The 16,452-nt window shown below is 53.3% G+C and carries 13 protein-coding genes; all 13 read left to right on the top strand.

Features of this window, described 5'->3' with window-relative positions:
* Positions 1 to 104 precede the first annotated feature (104 nt).
* The 13 genes from fliB to PXY01_RS23260 all read left to right on the top strand — a co-directional run bounded on the left by fliB (position 105) and on the right by PXY01_RS23260 (position 16,429).
* Complete coding sequence (gene fliB, locus PXY01_RS07540; RefSeq protein WP_127568929.1) at positions 105 to 1,316, top strand: flagellin lysine-N-methylase; 1,212 nt, start codon at positions 105 to 107, stop codon at positions 1,314 to 1,316.
* Positions 1,317 to 1,493: 177 nt separating this feature from the next.
* Positions 1,494 to 2,039, top strand: coding sequence for a ribosome hibernation-promoting factor, HPF/YfiA family (gene hpf, locus PXY01_RS07535; protein WP_127568927.1), 546 nt, complete (start codon positions 1,494 to 1,496; stop codon positions 2,037 to 2,039).
* Positions 2,040 to 2,301: 262 nt separating this feature from the next.
* Positions 2,302 to 4,815, top strand: a complete 2,514-nt coding sequence (secA, locus tag PXY01_RS07530; RefSeq protein WP_127568925.1) for a preprotein translocase subunit SecA — start codon at positions 2,302 to 2,304, stop codon at positions 4,813 to 4,815.
* Positions 4,816 to 4,980: 165 nt separating this feature from the next.
* Positions 4,981 to 6,097, top strand: a protein-coding gene (prfB, locus tag PXY01_RS07525) for a peptide chain release factor 2 (RefSeq protein ID WP_127568923.1) whose coding sequence is annotated in 2 segments (ribosomal slippage) — positions 4,981 to 5,052 and positions 5,054 to 6,097 — 1,116 coding nt in all. Because the reading frame shifts where the segments join, the coding sequence is not laid out codon by codon here.
* A 309-nt stretch (positions 6,098 to 6,406) separates the two neighbouring features.
* Positions 6,407 to 7,309 carry a YitT family protein gene (locus PXY01_RS07520; RefSeq protein ID WP_127568921.1) on the top strand — a complete coding sequence of 301 codons (903 nt, stop codon included), beginning with the start codon at positions 6,407 to 6,409 and terminating at the stop codon, positions 7,307 to 7,309.
* Positions 7,310 to 7,570: 261 nt separating this feature from the next.
* The gene (gene argC, locus PXY01_RS07515; protein WP_127568919.1) at positions 7,571 to 8,623 is read left to right on the top strand and encodes an N-acetyl-gamma-glutamyl-phosphate reductase; all 1,053 of its coding nucleotides are present in this window, start codon (positions 7,571 to 7,573) and stop codon (positions 8,621 to 8,623) included.
* Positions 8,624 to 8,759: 136 nt separating this feature from the next.
* Entirely contained in the window at positions 8,760 to 9,983 is a 1,224-nt protein-coding gene (gene argJ / locus PXY01_RS07510) for a bifunctional ornithine acetyltransferase/N-acetylglutamate synthase (RefSeq protein WP_127568917.1), read from the top strand.
* Positions 9,984 to 10,010: 27 nt separating this feature from the next.
* Positions 10,011 to 10,796, top strand: a complete 786-nt coding sequence (argB, locus tag PXY01_RS07505; RefSeq protein WP_127568915.1) for an acetylglutamate kinase — start codon at positions 10,011 to 10,013, stop codon at positions 10,794 to 10,796.
* 38 nt (positions 10,797 to 10,834) lie between these two features.
* Positions 10,835 to 12,052, top strand: coding sequence for an acetylornithine transaminase (argD, locus tag PXY01_RS07500; protein WP_127568913.1), 1,218 nt, complete (start codon positions 10,835 to 10,837; stop codon positions 12,050 to 12,052).
* Between the two features lie 57 nt (positions 12,053 to 12,109).
* Positions 12,110 to 13,066 (top strand): ornithine carbamoyltransferase, encoded by a 957-nt coding sequence (gene argF, locus PXY01_RS07495; RefSeq protein WP_127568911.1) that lies wholly within the window; start codon positions 12,110 to 12,112, stop codon positions 13,064 to 13,066.
* A 92-nt stretch (positions 13,067 to 13,158) separates the two neighbouring features.
* Positions 13,159 to 14,394, top strand: coding sequence for an argininosuccinate synthase (locus PXY01_RS07490; RefSeq protein WP_127568909.1), 1,236 nt, complete (start codon positions 13,159 to 13,161; stop codon positions 14,392 to 14,394).
* Between the two features lie 287 nt (positions 14,395 to 14,681).
* Complete coding sequence (argH, locus tag PXY01_RS07485; protein WP_127568907.1) at positions 14,682 to 16,097, top strand: argininosuccinate lyase; 1,416 nt, start codon at positions 14,682 to 14,684, stop codon at positions 16,095 to 16,097.
* Positions 16,098 to 16,243: 146 nt separating this feature from the next.
* On the top strand, positions 16,244 to 16,429 hold the full coding sequence (locus PXY01_RS23260; RefSeq protein ID WP_373864284.1) for a putative holin-like toxin: 186 nt from the start codon (positions 16,244 to 16,246) through the stop codon (positions 16,427 to 16,429).
* The last annotated feature ends 23 nt before the right edge of the window (positions 16,430 to 16,452 follow it).

Here is a 16,452-nt window from a genome sequence, read left to right as displayed (position 1 = left end):
TGGGTAACCAGGGTTTTTAATTTTTTATAGAGCACTGTACATTCAGAAAGACTTTAAACCGAAATAGTAAGTACAGAAGGATGGCTGGAGGGGGGGGATTTGACATGAGAACAATGCTTCCGCAATATATGAGGCAGTTTACATGTACCGGACCTGAATGTGAAGATACATGCTGTGCAGGTTGGAGTATATTGGTTGATAAGAATACATATAAGAGTTACCAGAAAGTGTCGGAACCGACGTTGAAGCAACGATTGAGACAGAACGTCAAACGTATTGAAGGGTCTTCGTCCGATCTGAATTATGCTGTCATGAAATTGGACGGGAATGGAAAGTGCGCGTTTCTGTCGGAGGATAAGCTTTGCAGTATTCAGGCAACACTGGGCGAGAGTTATTTAAGTCCGACCTGTGCGAATTATCCGCGAACGATTAATATCGTAGATGACACAATAGAGCAGAGCGCTAGAATGTCATGTCCAGAGACAGCTAGACTCGCTCTCCTGAACCCCAATCCGATGGAGTTCGATATCGTTGACTCCGATCGGAAATATAAAGCGACTAATCATCAGGTTAGAACAACCTCAATTGATACGATTGAGAACTACTTTTGGGACATCCGAATATTTGTTATTTCGCTGCTCCAGAACCGGACGTATAAGTTGAACGATCGGATGATGATTCTTGGATTATTCTGCGAGAAGCTGGATGGAATTATAAGCAGCAACAAGACTGCGCTCATACCTTCCTTAATTGAGGAGTTTAAAGGAAGTATAGCCAATAACAGCTTCGCGTCTATCCTGAAGCAAACGCCTCAAGCTCATCATATATCCATGCATTTGTTAAGCAAAATGATTGAGCTAAGGAGTGGAAAGGGGCAATTAGCTGCTCGCTATAAGGTACTTCTAGATGAGGTAATTAGAGGGTTCGAACTAGGGAGTAATGATACGGAATATATTCTCCGTCGCTATAAAGAAGGGCTAGAGATCGTATTCGCTCCTATTCTGAATGAGCATGAATATATATTCGAGAACTACATAGTTAATTATGTGTTTGAAAGTCTGTTTCTATATAAGAAGGGACTCTCTCCGTTCCAGAATTATATTCAATTAGTATCATTCCTGTCGATCATGAAATTTCATATTGTCGGCAGAGGCTTAGAGCGCGGCACAGTGAGTCCGGAAGATTGTGTGAACATCATTCAGATTTTGTGCCGATCGTTAGAGCATAATGAGGGCTTCCTGAAGCAATTGGTTAGCTTTGTGGAGGAATTAAAGCTGAACCCGTTAGCGTTAATGGTCATTTTATTAAAGAACTAATACAGCAATTTATGAAATGTGTGAAAACACGGCGCTTACGAAGTGTCGTGTTTTTATGCATATGCAGCATGGAGTATTCTACAATTATTTTCAGAAAATTCACAACTAACAGAAAATACTGGTGTTCGAGACTCCGCTCATATGTTATAATGAGGTCAAGTAAAGGAGGAGTGCCCCATGAAATACAACGTTCGAGGTCAACAAATCCAAGTGACGGAAGCGCTTCGCGAATACGTGGAGAAGAAAATTGCCCGCCTGGAGAAGTATTTTGAAGCACCGATCACCTCCGAAACCAGCGTTACCTTATCGGTAACCAAAGGATATCACACCGTAGAGGTTACGATACCGCTGCCGGGCGTTATGCTCCGTGCGGAAGTTAAGAGTGAGGATATGTATGCTTCGATTGACGGCGTGGTGGACAAACTGGAGCGTCAAATCCGTAAACATAAAACGAAAGTGAATCGCAAGTACCGTACCGAAAGCGGCTTAAGATCGTATTTCAAAGAATCGGGCTCGACTGCAAGAGCATTGGATGAGGAAGAAGACTACGAGGTCGTTCGGACGAAGCAGGTGACGCTGAAGCCGATGGATGTCGAGGAAGCGATTCTGCAAATGAATATGATCGGCCACAGCTTCTTTGTCTTCGCTAACGCGGATACGAAGGAAGTAAACGTTGTATATAGACGCAACGACGGCAGATATGGGCTAATCGAGCAGAGCTGATTGTCGGGTTCATGCTCCTAGCTGAACAATATGGACAGCCTCTTTTCCATTCAGGAGAAGGGGCTTCATTACGTTTAGAGGACAAAATTCATCTGTCGGATGCTGGAAACTAATGCAAGCGGATTGCGACAAGGTTCTCAAACTGTTACAATTTAGGCATTGAGAGAAAGCGTAACCGCCCTCATAACATCCGATTGATGTCGGCGGTCTGCAAGGAAGAAGCGTATTGAATAAGGTACGATGAAAGGTAGGGCGGTTGCTGATGCTCGGATTGGTCAAAAAAATATTCGGCGATGCGAACGAACGCGAGATTAAGCGTTGTATGAAGGTCGTCGAAGAGATTAACTCGATAGAGCCTCAATTTACAGGGCTATCGGACGAGGCGCTGCGCGGGAAGACAGCAGAATTCCGTGAGCGCCTTGCGAAAGGTGAGGAGCTTGACGATCTGCTGCCGGAGGCGTTCGCTACGGTTCGCGAAGCGGCGAAGCGTACGCTTGGTATGCGTCATTTCGACGTGCAGCTGATCGGCGGTATGGTGCTTCATGAAGGTAAGATTTCCGAGATGAAGACAGGTGAAGGTAAGACGCTCGTCGGTACGCTGCCGGTTTATTTGAATGCATTGCTGGGCAAAGGCGTTCACGTTGTTACCGTCAACGATTACTTGGCACAGCGCGACAGCCAGCTGATGGGTCAAGTGTACGAGTTTCTCGGCTTGACGGTTGGCTGCAATCTTCATGGCCTGTCGCACGCTGAGAAGCAGGAAGCTTATGCTTGCGACATCACATACGGTACGAACAATGAATTTGGTTTCGATTATTTGCGCGATAATATGGTCCTTTATAAGGAGCAGATGGTACAGCGGCCTTTGTATTATGCCATCATTGACGAAGTGGATTCCATCCTTATTGACGAAGCAAGAACGCCGCTTATCATTTCCGGACAAGCTGCGAAATCGACGGAGCTTTATTTTGCAGCCGATCGTTTCGTCAGCCGTTTGAAGGAAGAAGAAGATTATACGGTTGACATCAAGCTCCGGAACGTTACGCTGACGGAAGCCGGCGTGGAGAAGGCAGAGAAGGCGTTCGGCATCGATAATCTATTCGATCATGCCCATGTTCTGCTCAATCACCACATCCAGCAAAGCTTGAAGGCGCATGCGATTATGCGTCGTGACGTCGACTACGTCGTACAGGATGACGAGGTCGTCATCGTCGACGAGTTCACGGGTCGTCTCATGGCTGGACGTCGTTATAGCGACGGTCTGCATCAAGCGATCGAAGCCAAGGAGCAAATTAAAGTACAGAACGAGAGCATGACGCTCGCAACGATTACGTTCCAGAACTACTTCCGGATGTATCGCAAGCTGGCCGGCATGACCGGTACGGCGAAGACAGAAGAAGAAGAGTTTAAGAAAATTTATGGCCTTGAGGTCATTCAAATTCCGACCAACCGTCCGAACATTCGGAAGGACGCGCCAGATGTCGTGTACAAATCCGAGAACGGCAAGTACAAAGCGGTTGTCGAAGAGATCGTGAAGCGCCACGCGAACAAGCAACCGGTGCTCGTTGGTACAGTATCAATTGAGAACTCCGAGCGCGTATCCGAAATGCTGAAGAAGCGCGGGGTCCCTCACAAGGTGTTGAACGCGAAATACCATGCCGAAGAGGCAGAGATCATCTCGCGCGCAGGCCAAGCGGGCGCGGTTACGATTGCGACGAACATGGCGGGTCGCGGTACCGACATTCTGCTGGGCGAAGGCGTAGCCGAGTTGGGCGGCCTGCATATTATCGGTACGGAACGGCATGAGAGCCGTCGGATCGACAATCAGCTGCGCGGTCGTGCAGGACGTCAAGGTGACCCGGGTTCATCACAATTTTATCTGTCGCTTGAGGACGAGCTGATGCGCCGGTTCGGCGCTGAGAATATAATGGGCATGATGGAGCGTCTCGGCTTTGACGAGGATCAGCCAATCGAAAGCCGTATGATCTCGCGTGCGGTTGAGTCTGCGCAGAAGCGGGTCGAGGGCAACAACTTCGACATGCGGAAGATTGTCCTGCAGTATGACGACGTAATGAACCAGCAGCGCGAGGTTATTTATAAGCAGCGCCGTGAGGTACTGAATTCCGAGAACATCCGGACGATCGTGACGGATATGATTAAGCCGGTCATCGAACGTATTGTCGAAGTTCATTGCGCGGAGGACATTCCGGAAGATTGGGATCTGCAGGCAATCGTAGATTATGCGCATAACAACCTGCTCCAAGAAGGTACATTGACGGCTGAAGAGCTGTGGGGCAAAGAGAAGGAAGAGATTATTGAGCTCTTGAACAGCAAGGTCGAGGCACTGTATGACGAGCGCGAACAGCAGATCGGCGTTGAGACGATGCGTGAGTTCGAGAAGGTCGTCGTGCTCCGCGCTGTAGACTCCAAGTGGATGGATCATATCGATGCGATGGATCAACTCCGTCAAGGTATCCATCTGCGCGCGTACGGCGGTACCGATCCGCTTCGTGAGTATCAATTCGAAGGCTTCGAGATGTTCAAGGAAATGATCGAGAACATCCAAGAAGAAGTTGCGAAGTATATTATGAAGGCGCATGTTGAGAACAATCTCGAGCGCCAAGAAGTGGCGAAGGGGCAGACGGAATCAGGCGGCGGTGGCGAACCGGCGGCGAAGCGTCCGGCGAAAGCTTCTGAAGCGGACCGAATCGGCCGGAACGACCCATGCCCTTGCGGCAGCGGCAAGAAATATAAACTTTGCCACGGCAAAGCGTAAGCTTAAGCGGATTGCGGGTATCATCCCGCATGGCAATGCGTATAGCAGCACTTTCAGATGGCGGACGCGCGAAGAGGATCGCGCTGTCCGCCTCTGTTCACGTCCGGTATTGCACGGCATATCGTGTAGAGGGTCCGGGAATTATGATTTTGAGGTGAAGCAACCATGTTGGACGTTAAGGTAAAGCAAGACCTGCGCGATATGGCGAAGCGACTCCAAGAGCTCAGGGGGTCTCTTTGACTTAGATCTTAAGCAAGAGATGATCGCGAATTTCGAGGAGAAGATGACGGCGCCGGATTTCTGGGATGATAACGATAAGGCGCAATCCGTCATTTCGGAGCTGAACGCAATTAAATCGACCGTAGAGAAGTACGAGAAGCTGACGGCCGATCATGAGGATCTGATGACGATGCTGGAGCTGGCAGAGGAAGAAGGCGACGAATCGCTTGAGGCCGAGCTTGCGGAGAGCGTAAGCGGGCTTGTCGAACGAATCGGCGAATTCGAATTGACGCTGCTGCTCAGCCAGCCGTATGACAAGCTGAACGCGATTCTCGAGCTTCATCCGGGCGCAGGCGGTACGGAGTCGCAGGACTGGGGCCAAATGCTGTACCGGATGTATACGCGCTGGGCGGAGAAGAACGGCTTCAAGGTCGAGGTGCTCGATTTTTTGCCAGGTGACGAGGCGGGCATTAAGAGTGTTACAATCTCGATCAAAGGGTATAACGCATACGGCTATTTGAAAGCGGAGAAGGGTGTGCACCGTCTCGTCCGCATTTCGCCGTTCGATGCGTCGGGACGACGTCATACGTCGTTCGTGTCTTGCGACGTCATGCCGGAGATCGAGGACGACATTGAGATCGAGATTCGGCCGGATGATCTGAAGGTTGATACGTACCGCTCCAGCGGTGCAGGCGGCCAGCATATTAACAAGACGGAATCAGCGATCCGGATTACGCATATTCCGACGGGCATTGTTGTGGCTTGCCAGACGGAACGCTCGCAAATTCAGAACCGCGACCGCGCGATGAAGATGCTCCGTTCCAAGCTGTACGAGCGTAAGATCGAGGAGCAGCAGAAGCAGCTGGCCGAGATCCGCGGCGAGCAGTCCGACATCGCCTGGGGCAGCCAGATTCGCTCCTATGTATTCCATCCGTACAGCATGGTCAAGGACCATCGTACAGGCGTGGAGACAGGCAACGTCGGCGCTGTCATGGACGGGGACCTGAACGCCTTCATCGATGGCTATCTGCGCAGCCAGATCAGGCAGGAGCCGGGGGAATAGAATACGGAGTGCGTATAACGCTCTCCCTGCACAGAACTTCTTGGGCGGCTCGACCTCCAAGAAGTTGCTTAGGAGTGAAAGTAACCCGACAGGTGGTCAACCTGTGGCGGGTTACTTTTTTTATTGCAAAATGATTCGCTTATATTGTCGTAGGCGTACGTATAACCTTTCGCCACATGCGAGTGTAACAGCTCGCATGTGGCTTTTTTATTTTATACTGCTGCATACATTTCCAGCAGTATGCCGAGCGATAATAGAACGAGGCACATATTATGGTCCTACATACCCGACCAAGGAGGCGTCTACATCATGAAACAACCTGCATCCACCTCCTCATCGAAGCCGCGCCGCCGGTTCACTGGCAGCGGGCCGTCCGATCCGCGCGCGCAAGCTCTCAAGAGCATCGTTCAGCTGCTCGCTGGTGCATTCATTATTGCCATAAGCTTCAACTTGTTTCTTGTTCCGAATGGTATCGCCTCCGGGGGCATATCAGGCTTGTCTATCATTGTTCAGCAAGTGCTGGGTATCCAGCCTGCCTATACGCAATGGGCGCTCAATATACCGCTCTTCTTCGCCGGCTGGTGGCTGCTTGGCCAGAAATTCGCATTAAGGACGCTGCTCGGATCGATTGTGCTGCCTCTGTTCGTGCTGCTGACAGCGCAATGGCCGCCGCCAACCAGCAATGAGCTGCTCGCGGCTGTATACGGCGGAGTAGGCGTCGGTATCGGTCTGGGGCTTGTATTCCGGGGGCGCGGCTCGACCGGGGGCACCGACTTAGCCGCGCAAATTTTGCACAAATATACGGGCTTGTCGCTCGGCATCACAGTCGTCTTCTTCGATGGGCTCGTTATCGTGCTGGCAGGCATTTTTATTGCACCGGAGAATGCACTCTACGCCCTGATCGCTTTATTCGTAACGAGCAAGACGATCGATCTCGTCCAGACGGGACTGGCGCTGTCGAAGGTCGCCTTTATTATTAGCGACAAGTCGGAGGAGCTGGCCGGAGCGGTGCTGACCGATCTTGACCGGGGATTGACGGAGCTGGAAGCGCACGGCGGCTACACCGGCCAGAGACGGATGGTGCTGATGGTCGTCGTCAGCCAGAACGAGGTGGCGAAGCTGAAGCAGCTCGTACGGACGGTCGATCCGAAAGCATTCGTCATTATTAGCAACACAGCGGAAGTGGTCGGGCAAGGATTCAAAATGGAATAACTAAAAATGTGATAACAGCGCGGCTTCCGCCGCGTTTTTGTCGTTGTATTTATATGAATGCGGATGTATAATAATACGAAACAATGAATCGAAACGGATTTTCCACTTTGCAGCTGAAACATGGTACAATGAGGAATTAGGAATAGCCCTAAACGTCTTAGTCCTGTCACGGTCACCAGTAGCGCTGACTGTATCGCGGCAGACTATACGATACTATAACAATTAGATTATCGATTTCGATAACGGATGGGAGAGGCGTTAATGAGCACGAATAAAATAAATGCAGCGATCATCGGCTCGACCGGCTATGGCGGTGTAGAATTAATCCGTTTGCTGGCCAGCCACCCGCATGTCGAGGTGACGTCGGTTACTTCTTCTTCTAGTGAAGGAACGCCTATTGCAGAAGGGTATCCACATTTGACAGAGATCCGTACTGACCTGCTGGACGGGATCGATCCGAAGGCGATTGCCGCGAAGGCGGACGTCGTGTTTCTGGCGACGCCTGCAGGCGTTGCGGCGAAGCTGACGCCGGACCTTCTCGAAGCGGGACTGAAAGTGATCGATATTTCCGGCGACCACCGGTTGAAATCAGCTGCTCTCTATGAGCAGTGGTATAAGAAGACGCCAGCTGACGAGAAATATCTCGAACAGGCTGTCTATGGCTTGGCCGAAGTATACGGCGAACGCGTGCAAGGCGTCGACCTGCTGTCGAACCCGGGCTGCTTCCCGACCGCTACGCTGCTCGGCCTAGTACCGGCTGTAGCGGCAGGATGGATCGATCCGGCGACGATCATTATTGATGCGAAGTCCGGCGTATCCGGTGCGGGCCGCGGCGCGAGCCTCGGTACGCATTACTCTGAGCTGAACGAGAATTTCAGCGCGTACAAGGTGAATAAGCATCAGCACATTCCGGAGATCGAGCAGGTGCTGTCTGACATTGCCGGCAAGCCGGTGACGACGACGTTCACCACGCATCTTGTACCGATGACGCGCGGCATTATGTCCACGATGTATGCGACGGTCTTAGGTAAATATAAAGATGCCGATTTCGTCGAGCTGTACCGCCAATATTATGAGGGACGCAAATTCGTTCGGGTGCGCGGCGTCGGCCAATGGCCGAAGACGAAGGAAGTATGGGGCTCGAACTACTGCGATATCGGCTTTAGCGTGGATGAGCGTACGGGTCGGGTGACGATCATCTCCGTCATCGATAACCTCGTCAAAGGCGCAGCAGGTCAGGCGATTCAGAACCTGAACCTGATGATGGGCTGGGACGAATCGCTCGGCCTTAACTTTGTTCCGGTTTATCCATAAGTTCCAAAAAGGCTGTGGCGACCTGCTCATAGAGTCAGGGAGCAGCCACTCTCTATAACATAGATGCGACGAACCAGATAGTGGCGAACTATGATGGGACGTCTGCCATTTGCACAATCAAAGGAGAAGAAGAAAGATGGCACAATTCGAAATCGTAGCGGACGGCTCCGTTACGACGCCCCGCGGCTTCCGAGCAGGCGGCTTGCACTGCGGCCTCAAAAAAACGACGCGTCATGACTTGGGCGCTATTATATGCGAAGTGCCGACATCGGCAGCCGGCGTCTATACGACGAATGCATTCCAAGCGGCGCCGATACTCGTGACGAAGAACAGCATTGGCGAGGAAGGGCTGCTGCGCGGCGTTATCGTCAACAGCGGCAACGCGAATGCCTGCACCGGCAAGCAGGGCGAGGCTGACGCTTACGAGATGCGCGCGAAGTTTGCGGAAGCGATCGGCGTTCCTGCCGCACATATCGCTGTTGCATCGACAGGCGTTATCGGCGAGAACCTGAAGATGGACTGCGTACGCAGCGGCATTGAGCAGCTTCCGGCGAAGCTGTCCGCTGACAAGGCGGGCGCGAACGATTTTAACCAGGCGATTCTAACGACCGACCTCGTCGAGAAAACAGCGTGCGTCAAGCTTGAGCTGGATGGCAAGACGGTGCATATTGCAGGCGCGGCTAAGGGCTCCGGTATGATTCACCCGAACATGGCGACGATGCTCGGCTTCGTGACCACGGATGCGAACATTGGCAGTGCGGAGCTGACGCAGCTGCTTCGCCAAGCGACCGACCTGACGTTCAACATGATTACGGTCGACGGTGACACGAGCACGAACGATATGCTCGTTGCGATGGCGAGCGGCCTTGCGGGCAATGAGAAGCTGACGCCGGCCCATGCGGGCTGGGACGCTTTTGCAGCTGGTCTCCGTTATGTGTGCGAGGTGCTTGCCAAAGCGATCGCGCGTGACGGTGAGGGCGCAACGAAGCTCGTCGAAGTACAAGTGCGCGGTGCTGTAAGCGATGATTCGGCACGGGCTATTGCGAAGACGGTTATTGGCTCGTCGCTTGTGAAGTCGGCTGTATTCGGTGCAGACGCGAACTGGGGCCGTATTATTGCAGCAGTCGGACGCGCGGGCCAGCCGGTCAACGTAGACACGGTTGATATTCGCCTCGGCGACATCGTGACGCTGGAGCAGTCCCGTCCGGTCGGCTTCGATGAGGATGCGGCACTCGAATATTTGAAGGGTGACACGGTCGTTATTCACGTCGACCTGCATAACGGCGAAGGCTCGGCAACGGCATGGGGCTGCGACCTGACGTATGATTACGTCCGGATCAATGCGGCTTACCGGACATAAGCGAAGGGCGAAGGAGAACGGACGAATATGGATCAACGGTTTGTCATGAAATGCGGCGGCAGCACGCTTGCGGCGCTGCCGGACAGCTTTTTTGCAGAGCTTAGAGAGCTTCAACAGTCGGGTGTCCGTCCGGTTATCGTGCACGGCGGCGGTCCGGCCATTAACGATACGCTCGGCAAGCTCGGCATCGAGACGGAGTTCGTGAACGGGCTTCGCAAGACGAGCGATGAAGTGCTCGACGTCGTCGAGATGGTGCTGGCAGGGAAGATTAACAAAGAAATCGTACGTAAAATCGGACAAAATGGCGCGAAGGCGCTCGGTCTATCCGGCGTCGACGGCAAGCTCATACAAGCGAAGCCGGTCGCGAACAGTCATGAGATCGGCTTTGTAGGTGACGTTACGGAAGTGAACGCGGCTGTCATCGAAGGCGTGATGGCGATGGGCTATATTCCGGTCATCGCTCCAATCGGCATTGACGATGCAGCACAGCGCTACAATATTAACGCGGATACGGCGGCCGGTGCGGTTGCGTCGCATCTCGGCGTCGAGCGGATGATTGTTGTTACAGACGTGCCAGGCATTCTGAAGACGGTCGATGGCGAGAAGCAGGTGCTGCCAACCGTTACGGTGGCGGAGATTGAAGAGATGATCGCAAGCGGCGAAATTTACGGCGGCATGATCCCGAAGGTTCGGGCGGCGATTCAATGTATTCAAGGGCGTGTAAGTGAAGTTGTGATCGTTAAAGGCGACGAGCCGGGCGTTCTAACCCGTGCCGTGCTTGAAGGCGGTATTGGGACGCGTATTGTGCGTTAGGTTATATTTTGCTAGGGCAAGTGAGAGGAGCAGTGAACATGAGCGAAGCGGTGAAGAAAGCGTCAGCTCAGAACGGACTAACGGCGGCGGGTGATGCGCTGCTGCCGACATACGCCAGATATCCAATTTCGCTGGTGAAAGGCGAAGGAAGCTGGGTATGGGATGATCAAGGCAACAAATATCTCGATTTCGTCAGCGGCATTGCCGTGACGAACTTAGGCCATGCTCCGAAGCGGGTGAAGGAAGCGCTTGTGAAGCAGCTGGACGAGCTGTGGCACGTCTCGAACCTGTTCCATATTCCGAATCAGGAAGAAGCAGCACGACTGATTACGGCGAACAGCGGAGCGGATGCGGTCTTCTTCTGCAACTCCGGCGCAGAGGCGAACGAAGCGGCGATCAAGCTCGCGCGCCGCTACCAGCAGAGCGTGCTGGGCAACGGTCGTTATGAGATTGTAACGTTCGCGCAGTCGTTCCATGGACGGACATTGGCAACGCTGACGGCAACGGGACAGCAGAAGGTAAAGGATGGGTTCGCTCCGCTTCCGGAGGGCTTCACCTACATTCCTCTGCACGATTTGGCGGCGCTTGATGCAGCTGTAACCGATAAAACGGCTGCTGTTATGCTCGAGCTTGTCCAAGCGGAAGGCGGCGTATTCCCGGTTGACCCGGCTTACCTGCACCGGCTCGTGAAGCTTTGCCGCGAGCGCGGCGCGCTGCTTATTATCGATGAGGTTCAGACGGGCATGGGAAGAACGGGTAAGCTGTTTGCGCATGAGCATTACGGCGTTGAACCGGATATTTTCACCATGGCTAAGGGTCTCGGAAGCGGCTTCCCGGTTGGCGCAATGGCGGCGAAGGAGCAGCTTCGCTCGGCATTCGGTCCGGGCAGTCACGGCTCAACGTTCGGCGGAACTCCGATCGCGACAGCAGCGGTGAAAGCAACGATCGAGACGATTGTTGAAGAGAACTTGCCGGAGCGTGCAGCGAATCAGGGCGAATACTTGAAGAGCCAGCTTCGCTCGAAGGTTGCGCATAACGATTTTGTGAAGGACGTTCGCGGTCTTGGCCTGCTGATTGGCATTGAATGTGCGGAGCCGGTCGCTCCGATTATTGAGGAAGCGCAGCAGAAGGGCTTGCTCGTGCTATCCGCAGGACCGAATGTGCTGCGTCTGCTGCCGAACTTGCTCGTATCGAAGGAAGAGATTGACCAGGCGGTAACGATTCTGGCAGAACTGCTGAACAAGCGGCTGAAATAGGCGGCATATCGATCGACAGCAATGGCTCATTGCTGACGTTATAGGAGGTATTAGACGATGCAGCATACATTGAATGAGGAATTGGCAGTATCGCTCAAGGGACGTGACTTTATCGCCTTGGCAGATTACTCTCCGGAGGAGATTCGCTACCTGATCGATCTAGCGATTGAGATTAAGCGGAAGCAGAAGGCCGGCGAAGTGTATCAACCGCTCAAAGGCAAGACGCTCGGCATGGTGTTCGAGAAGTCGTCGACGCGTACGCGCGTATCGTTCGAGGTCGGTATCTATCAGCTGGGCGGCCAGGGGCTGTTCCTTAGCCGCAACGATCTGCAGATTGGCCGCGGCGAACCGATCTGGGATACGGGCCGAGTGCTGTCCCGTTATCTCGATGGCATTATGATCCGCACGTTCGCGCACAAAATCGTCATCGATCTGGCGCGCAGCTCGACGGTGCCGGTCATTAACGGCTTGACGGATGCAGCGCATCCTTGTCAAGCGCTGTGCGACTACCAGACGATTCTGGAGCACAAGGGCAAGCTTGAAGGACTGAAGATCGCCTACATTGGCGACGGCAACAACATGACGCACTCGCTGCTCATGGGCGCCGCAAAGCTGGGCATGAACATGTCCGTCGCATCGCCGGAGGGCTACGAGGCGGACCCGGATATCGTCGCTCAGACGAAAGCGGTCGCTTCCGCAACAGGCTCTGATATTCAGATTTGCCGCGATCCGCGTGAAGCAATTGAAGGCGCGGACGTCGTCTACACGGACGTATGGGCGAGCATGGGCTTCGAAGCGGAGCAGAAGGAGCGCGAGATCGCGTTCGCGAACTATCAAGTGAACGAAGACCTCGTGAAATACGCGAAGAAAGACTATCTGTTCATGCACTGCCTGCCGGCGCACCGCGGCGAAGAAGTGAGCGAAGGCGTTATCGACGGCGCGCATTCGATCATTTATGACCAAGCAGAGAATCGTCTGCATGCGCAGAAGGCCATTATGGCTGCCATTATGTAAGCAGCATCGGATGCGGTCGGCATCTCCTGTAGTGCCGCAACCCGCGCCGATTGAGATATTATTATTTCGATCATAGAGGAGCGTTAGCAATCATGGCAAAACAAAAAATCGTCCTTGCCTACTCGGGCGGACTAGACACATCGGTTATTCTCAAATGGCTCAAAGAAACGTATGATGCTGAGATCATTACGTTCACGGCTGATATCGGTCAACGTGAAGAGCTTGACGGCCTTGAGGCCAAAGCGCTCGCAACCGGCGCATCGAAAGTGTACATCGACGATCTGCAGGATGAATTTGCCAAAGACTTCATCTTCCCTATGTTCCAAGCTGGCGCGCTGTATGAAGGCCAATACCTTCTCGGTACGTCGATTGCGCGTCCATTGATCGCTAAGCGTATGGTTGAAATTGCACGCGCTGAAGGCGCAACGGCTATTGCGCATGGCGCGACGGGCAAAGGTAACGACCAAGTCCGCTTCGAGCTGGCAGCAGCAGCACTCGCGCCGGAGATCGAAGTGATCGCTCCTTGGCGCAGCGAGCAGTTCCGTAATGAGTTCCCAGGCCGCGCTGAGATGATTGCTTTCGCCGAGAAGCATGGTATTCCGGTGACGGCATCTGCAGCGAAGCCGTATTCGACAGACCGTAACCTGCTGCATATCAGCTTCGAGAGCGGTATGCTCGAAGATCCTTGGTTCGACGCAAGTGCAGATTCGTGCAAGGATATGTACGTTCTGAGTGTATCCCCAGAGGATGCGCCGGACCAGGCTGAGTATGTCGAGCTGACGTTCGAGCAAGGCAATTGTGTAGCTATTAACGGCGAGAAGCTGAGCCCGCTCGGCGTTATGAATAAGCTGAACGAGCTGGGCGGCAAGCACGGCATCGGCCGTGTCGACATGGTGGAGAACCGCTTCGTAGGCATGAAGAGCCGCGGCGTGTACGAGACGCCAGGCGGTACGATTCTGTTCACGGCTCACCGCAAAATGGAATCGCTCACGATGGACCGCGACGTCATGCATCTGCGCGACAGCTTGATCTCGAAATACGCTACCCTCGTTTATAACGGCTTCTGGTTCGCTCCTGAGCGCCTTGCGCTGCAAGCGCTTGTTACAGAAAGCCAGAAGAACGTAACGGGCGTCGTTCGTCTGAAGCTGTACAAAGGTAACGTAATCGGCGCCGGCGTTCAAAGCCCGGTCAGCCTGTACAACCCAGACATTGCGACGATGGAAGCCGATCCGTCCCAAGCATACAACCAGGATGACGCGACGGGCTTCATCCACTTGAACGCACTTCGTCTGAAAGTAGCGTCCGGCGTAGCGCAGAATAAACAGTAATGGATCATGCATGCTGGGGGGATAGCCGGATATGAAGCTCTTAGCTTACGTATCCGGGCTCTCCCCGCGCGAGTAAATAACATAACAGCAAGGATGGAGATAAGGGTCTTGTTCCGGACTCTTATTTCTGTGTATAAGGGGCGGGAAGGCTGTATTCCCCGCATTACTGTATTTGATACAGTAATCGCCGCAGCTTTGACGACTGATCTCCTACAGCAGTTCGCATCTGACCTGCGCCGTCTGTCAAGCAGCCTTGCCGTCAATATTTGTAGAGGAGTGTTTCAAGAGTGAGCAAATTGTGGGGCGGACGCTTTACCAAAAAAACCGACCAACTGGTAGAGGAATATACGGCTTCGATTACGTTCGATAAAGAGCTGGCAGAAGAGGACGTGCAGGGCAGCTTGGCGCACGTTACGATGCTCGGCAAGCAGGGCATTCTTCCTGAAGCGGACGTCGAGACGATCAAGGACGGCCTTCATCGCGTGCTTCAGCGCATTAAGCGCGGCGACTGGGAGTTCGATATTGCGGACGAAGATATTCATATGAATATCGAGAAAGCACTGATCGACGATATTGGGCCGGTGGGCGGCAAGCTGCATACAGGCCGGAGCCGTAATGACCAAGTGGCGACGGATATGCACTTGTACCTGCGCAAACGTGTCGTTGAGTTCGTCGATCTGCTGCACAAGCTGCAATCCGCGCTGCTTGAGCAGGCGAAAGCAAATCTCGATACAATCGTGCCAGGATACACGCATTTGCAGCGGGCGCAGCCGATTCTGTTCGCGCATCATCTGATGGCGTATGTGTCGATGTTCGGCCGTGATGCAGAGCGTCTGCAGGACAGCTACAAGCGTATTAATACGCTCCCGCTCGGTGCAGGCGCGCTGGCGGGCACGACGTTCCCGATCGACCGCCATTTCGTGGCACAGCAGCTTGGCTTCGACCGCGTGTACGAGAACAGCTTGGACGCTGTCAGCGACCGCGACTTTATTCTTGAATTTCTGTCGCATGCGTCCATCATCATGATGCACTTGTCCCGTCTGTCGGAGGAGCTCATCCTCTGGTCGAGCACAGAATTCCGGTTTGTTGAGCTGGACGATGCATTCTGCACAGGCAGCAGCATTATGCCGCAGAAGAAAAACCCGGACGTGCCAGAGCTTGTCCGCGGTAAGACGGGCCGTGTATACGGCAACCTGATCGGTCTCTTGACGGTGCTCAAGTCGCTGCCGCTTGCGTACAATAAGGACATGCAGGAAGACAAGGAAGGCATGTTCGATACGGTTCGTACGCTGCAAGGCGCTCTGCAGTTGTTCGCTCCGATGATTAAGACGATGAAGGTTAACAAGGATGTCATGCGCCAAGCGGTCAACCAAGACTTCTCGAACGCGACCGACATTGCCGACTTCCTCGTTGGTAAGGGCCTGCCGTTCCGTCAAGCACACGAAGTAATCGGCAAGACGGTGCTGTACTGCATCCAGCAGGGCAAATATTTGCTGGACCTGACGCTGGACGAGTTCAAGCAGTTCTCGCCGCTGTTCGATGACCGCATTTATACGGTGCTGCAGCCGGAGAACGTCGTTAACGCCCGCAACGTATACGGCGGTACGGCGTCCACTCAAGTAAGCGATGCGATCGCCCGTGCGGAGCGCGAGCTTGACGCAACGGCCGCTTGGGTGACGGAATTCGCGGAGAAGAGCCGTTAACCATTAACGGGGTGAATCATTAATTACACCAATTTCAAGAACGCTTTGCCCTTGACGGCAAAGCGTTTTTTTTAATGCCAATCGTCATGTAAGGCATAGGACGCGATCGATCAGAAGGCGTCATTTTGGACTAATTTAACGAACGTATGTTCCCATATAGATGGAATGTTGCTATAATTGGAGAACAGTCAATAGGACAGCGAACAAGTCCGGTGCCAAGGCTGAGGCCCTCGGAAGGGGGTGATAGGATGGAAGTGTACCAAGCGTTAACGCTGATGATATCGTTCGCTATGCTGGTTGTAACGCTGCTAGCCTTTCACAAAAAGAAATAGACCGCCCCCTTGGAAGGCCGCGG

The sequence above is a fragment of the Paenibacillus xylaniclasticus genome, from assembly GCF_004001065.1.
GTDB lineage: Bacteria > Bacillota > Bacilli > Paenibacillales > Paenibacillaceae > Paenibacillus_T > Paenibacillus_T xylaniclasticus.
Note: the sequence above shows the minus strand (reverse complement) of the source record. Positions and strands in the feature narration are given on the sequence as shown.

Coding starts and splice junctions, on each gene's coding strand:
- fliB (WP_127568929.1), top strand. CDS start 105: ATGAGAACAATGCTTCCGCAATATATGAGGCAGTTTACATGTACCGGA.
- hpf (WP_127568927.1), top strand. CDS start 1,494: ATGAAATACAACGTTCGAGGTCAACAAATCCAAGTGACGGAAGCGCTT.
- secA (WP_127568925.1), top strand. CDS start 2,302: ATGCTCGGATTGGTCAAAAAAATATTCGGCGATGCGAACGAACGCGAG.
- PXY01_RS07520 (WP_127568921.1), top strand. CDS start 6,407: ATGAAACAACCTGCATCCACCTCCTCATCGAAGCCGCGCCGCCGGTTC.
- argC (WP_127568919.1), top strand. CDS start 7,571: ATGAGCACGAATAAAATAAATGCAGCGATCATCGGCTCGACCGGCTAT.
- argJ (WP_127568917.1), top strand. CDS start 8,760: ATGGCACAATTCGAAATCGTAGCGGACGGCTCCGTTACGACGCCCCGC.
- argB (WP_127568915.1), top strand. CDS start 10,011: ATGGATCAACGGTTTGTCATGAAATGCGGCGGCAGCACGCTTGCGGCG.
- argD (WP_127568913.1), top strand. CDS start 10,835: ATGAGCGAAGCGGTGAAGAAAGCGTCAGCTCAGAACGGACTAACGGCG.
- argF (WP_127568911.1), top strand. CDS start 12,110: ATGCAGCATACATTGAATGAGGAATTGGCAGTATCGCTCAAGGGACGT.
- PXY01_RS07490 (WP_127568909.1), top strand. CDS start 13,159: ATGGCAAAACAAAAAATCGTCCTTGCCTACTCGGGCGGACTAGACACA.
- PXY01_RS23260 (WP_373864284.1), top strand. CDS start 16,244: ATGTTCCCATATAGATGGAATGTTGCTATAATTGGAGAACAGTCAATA.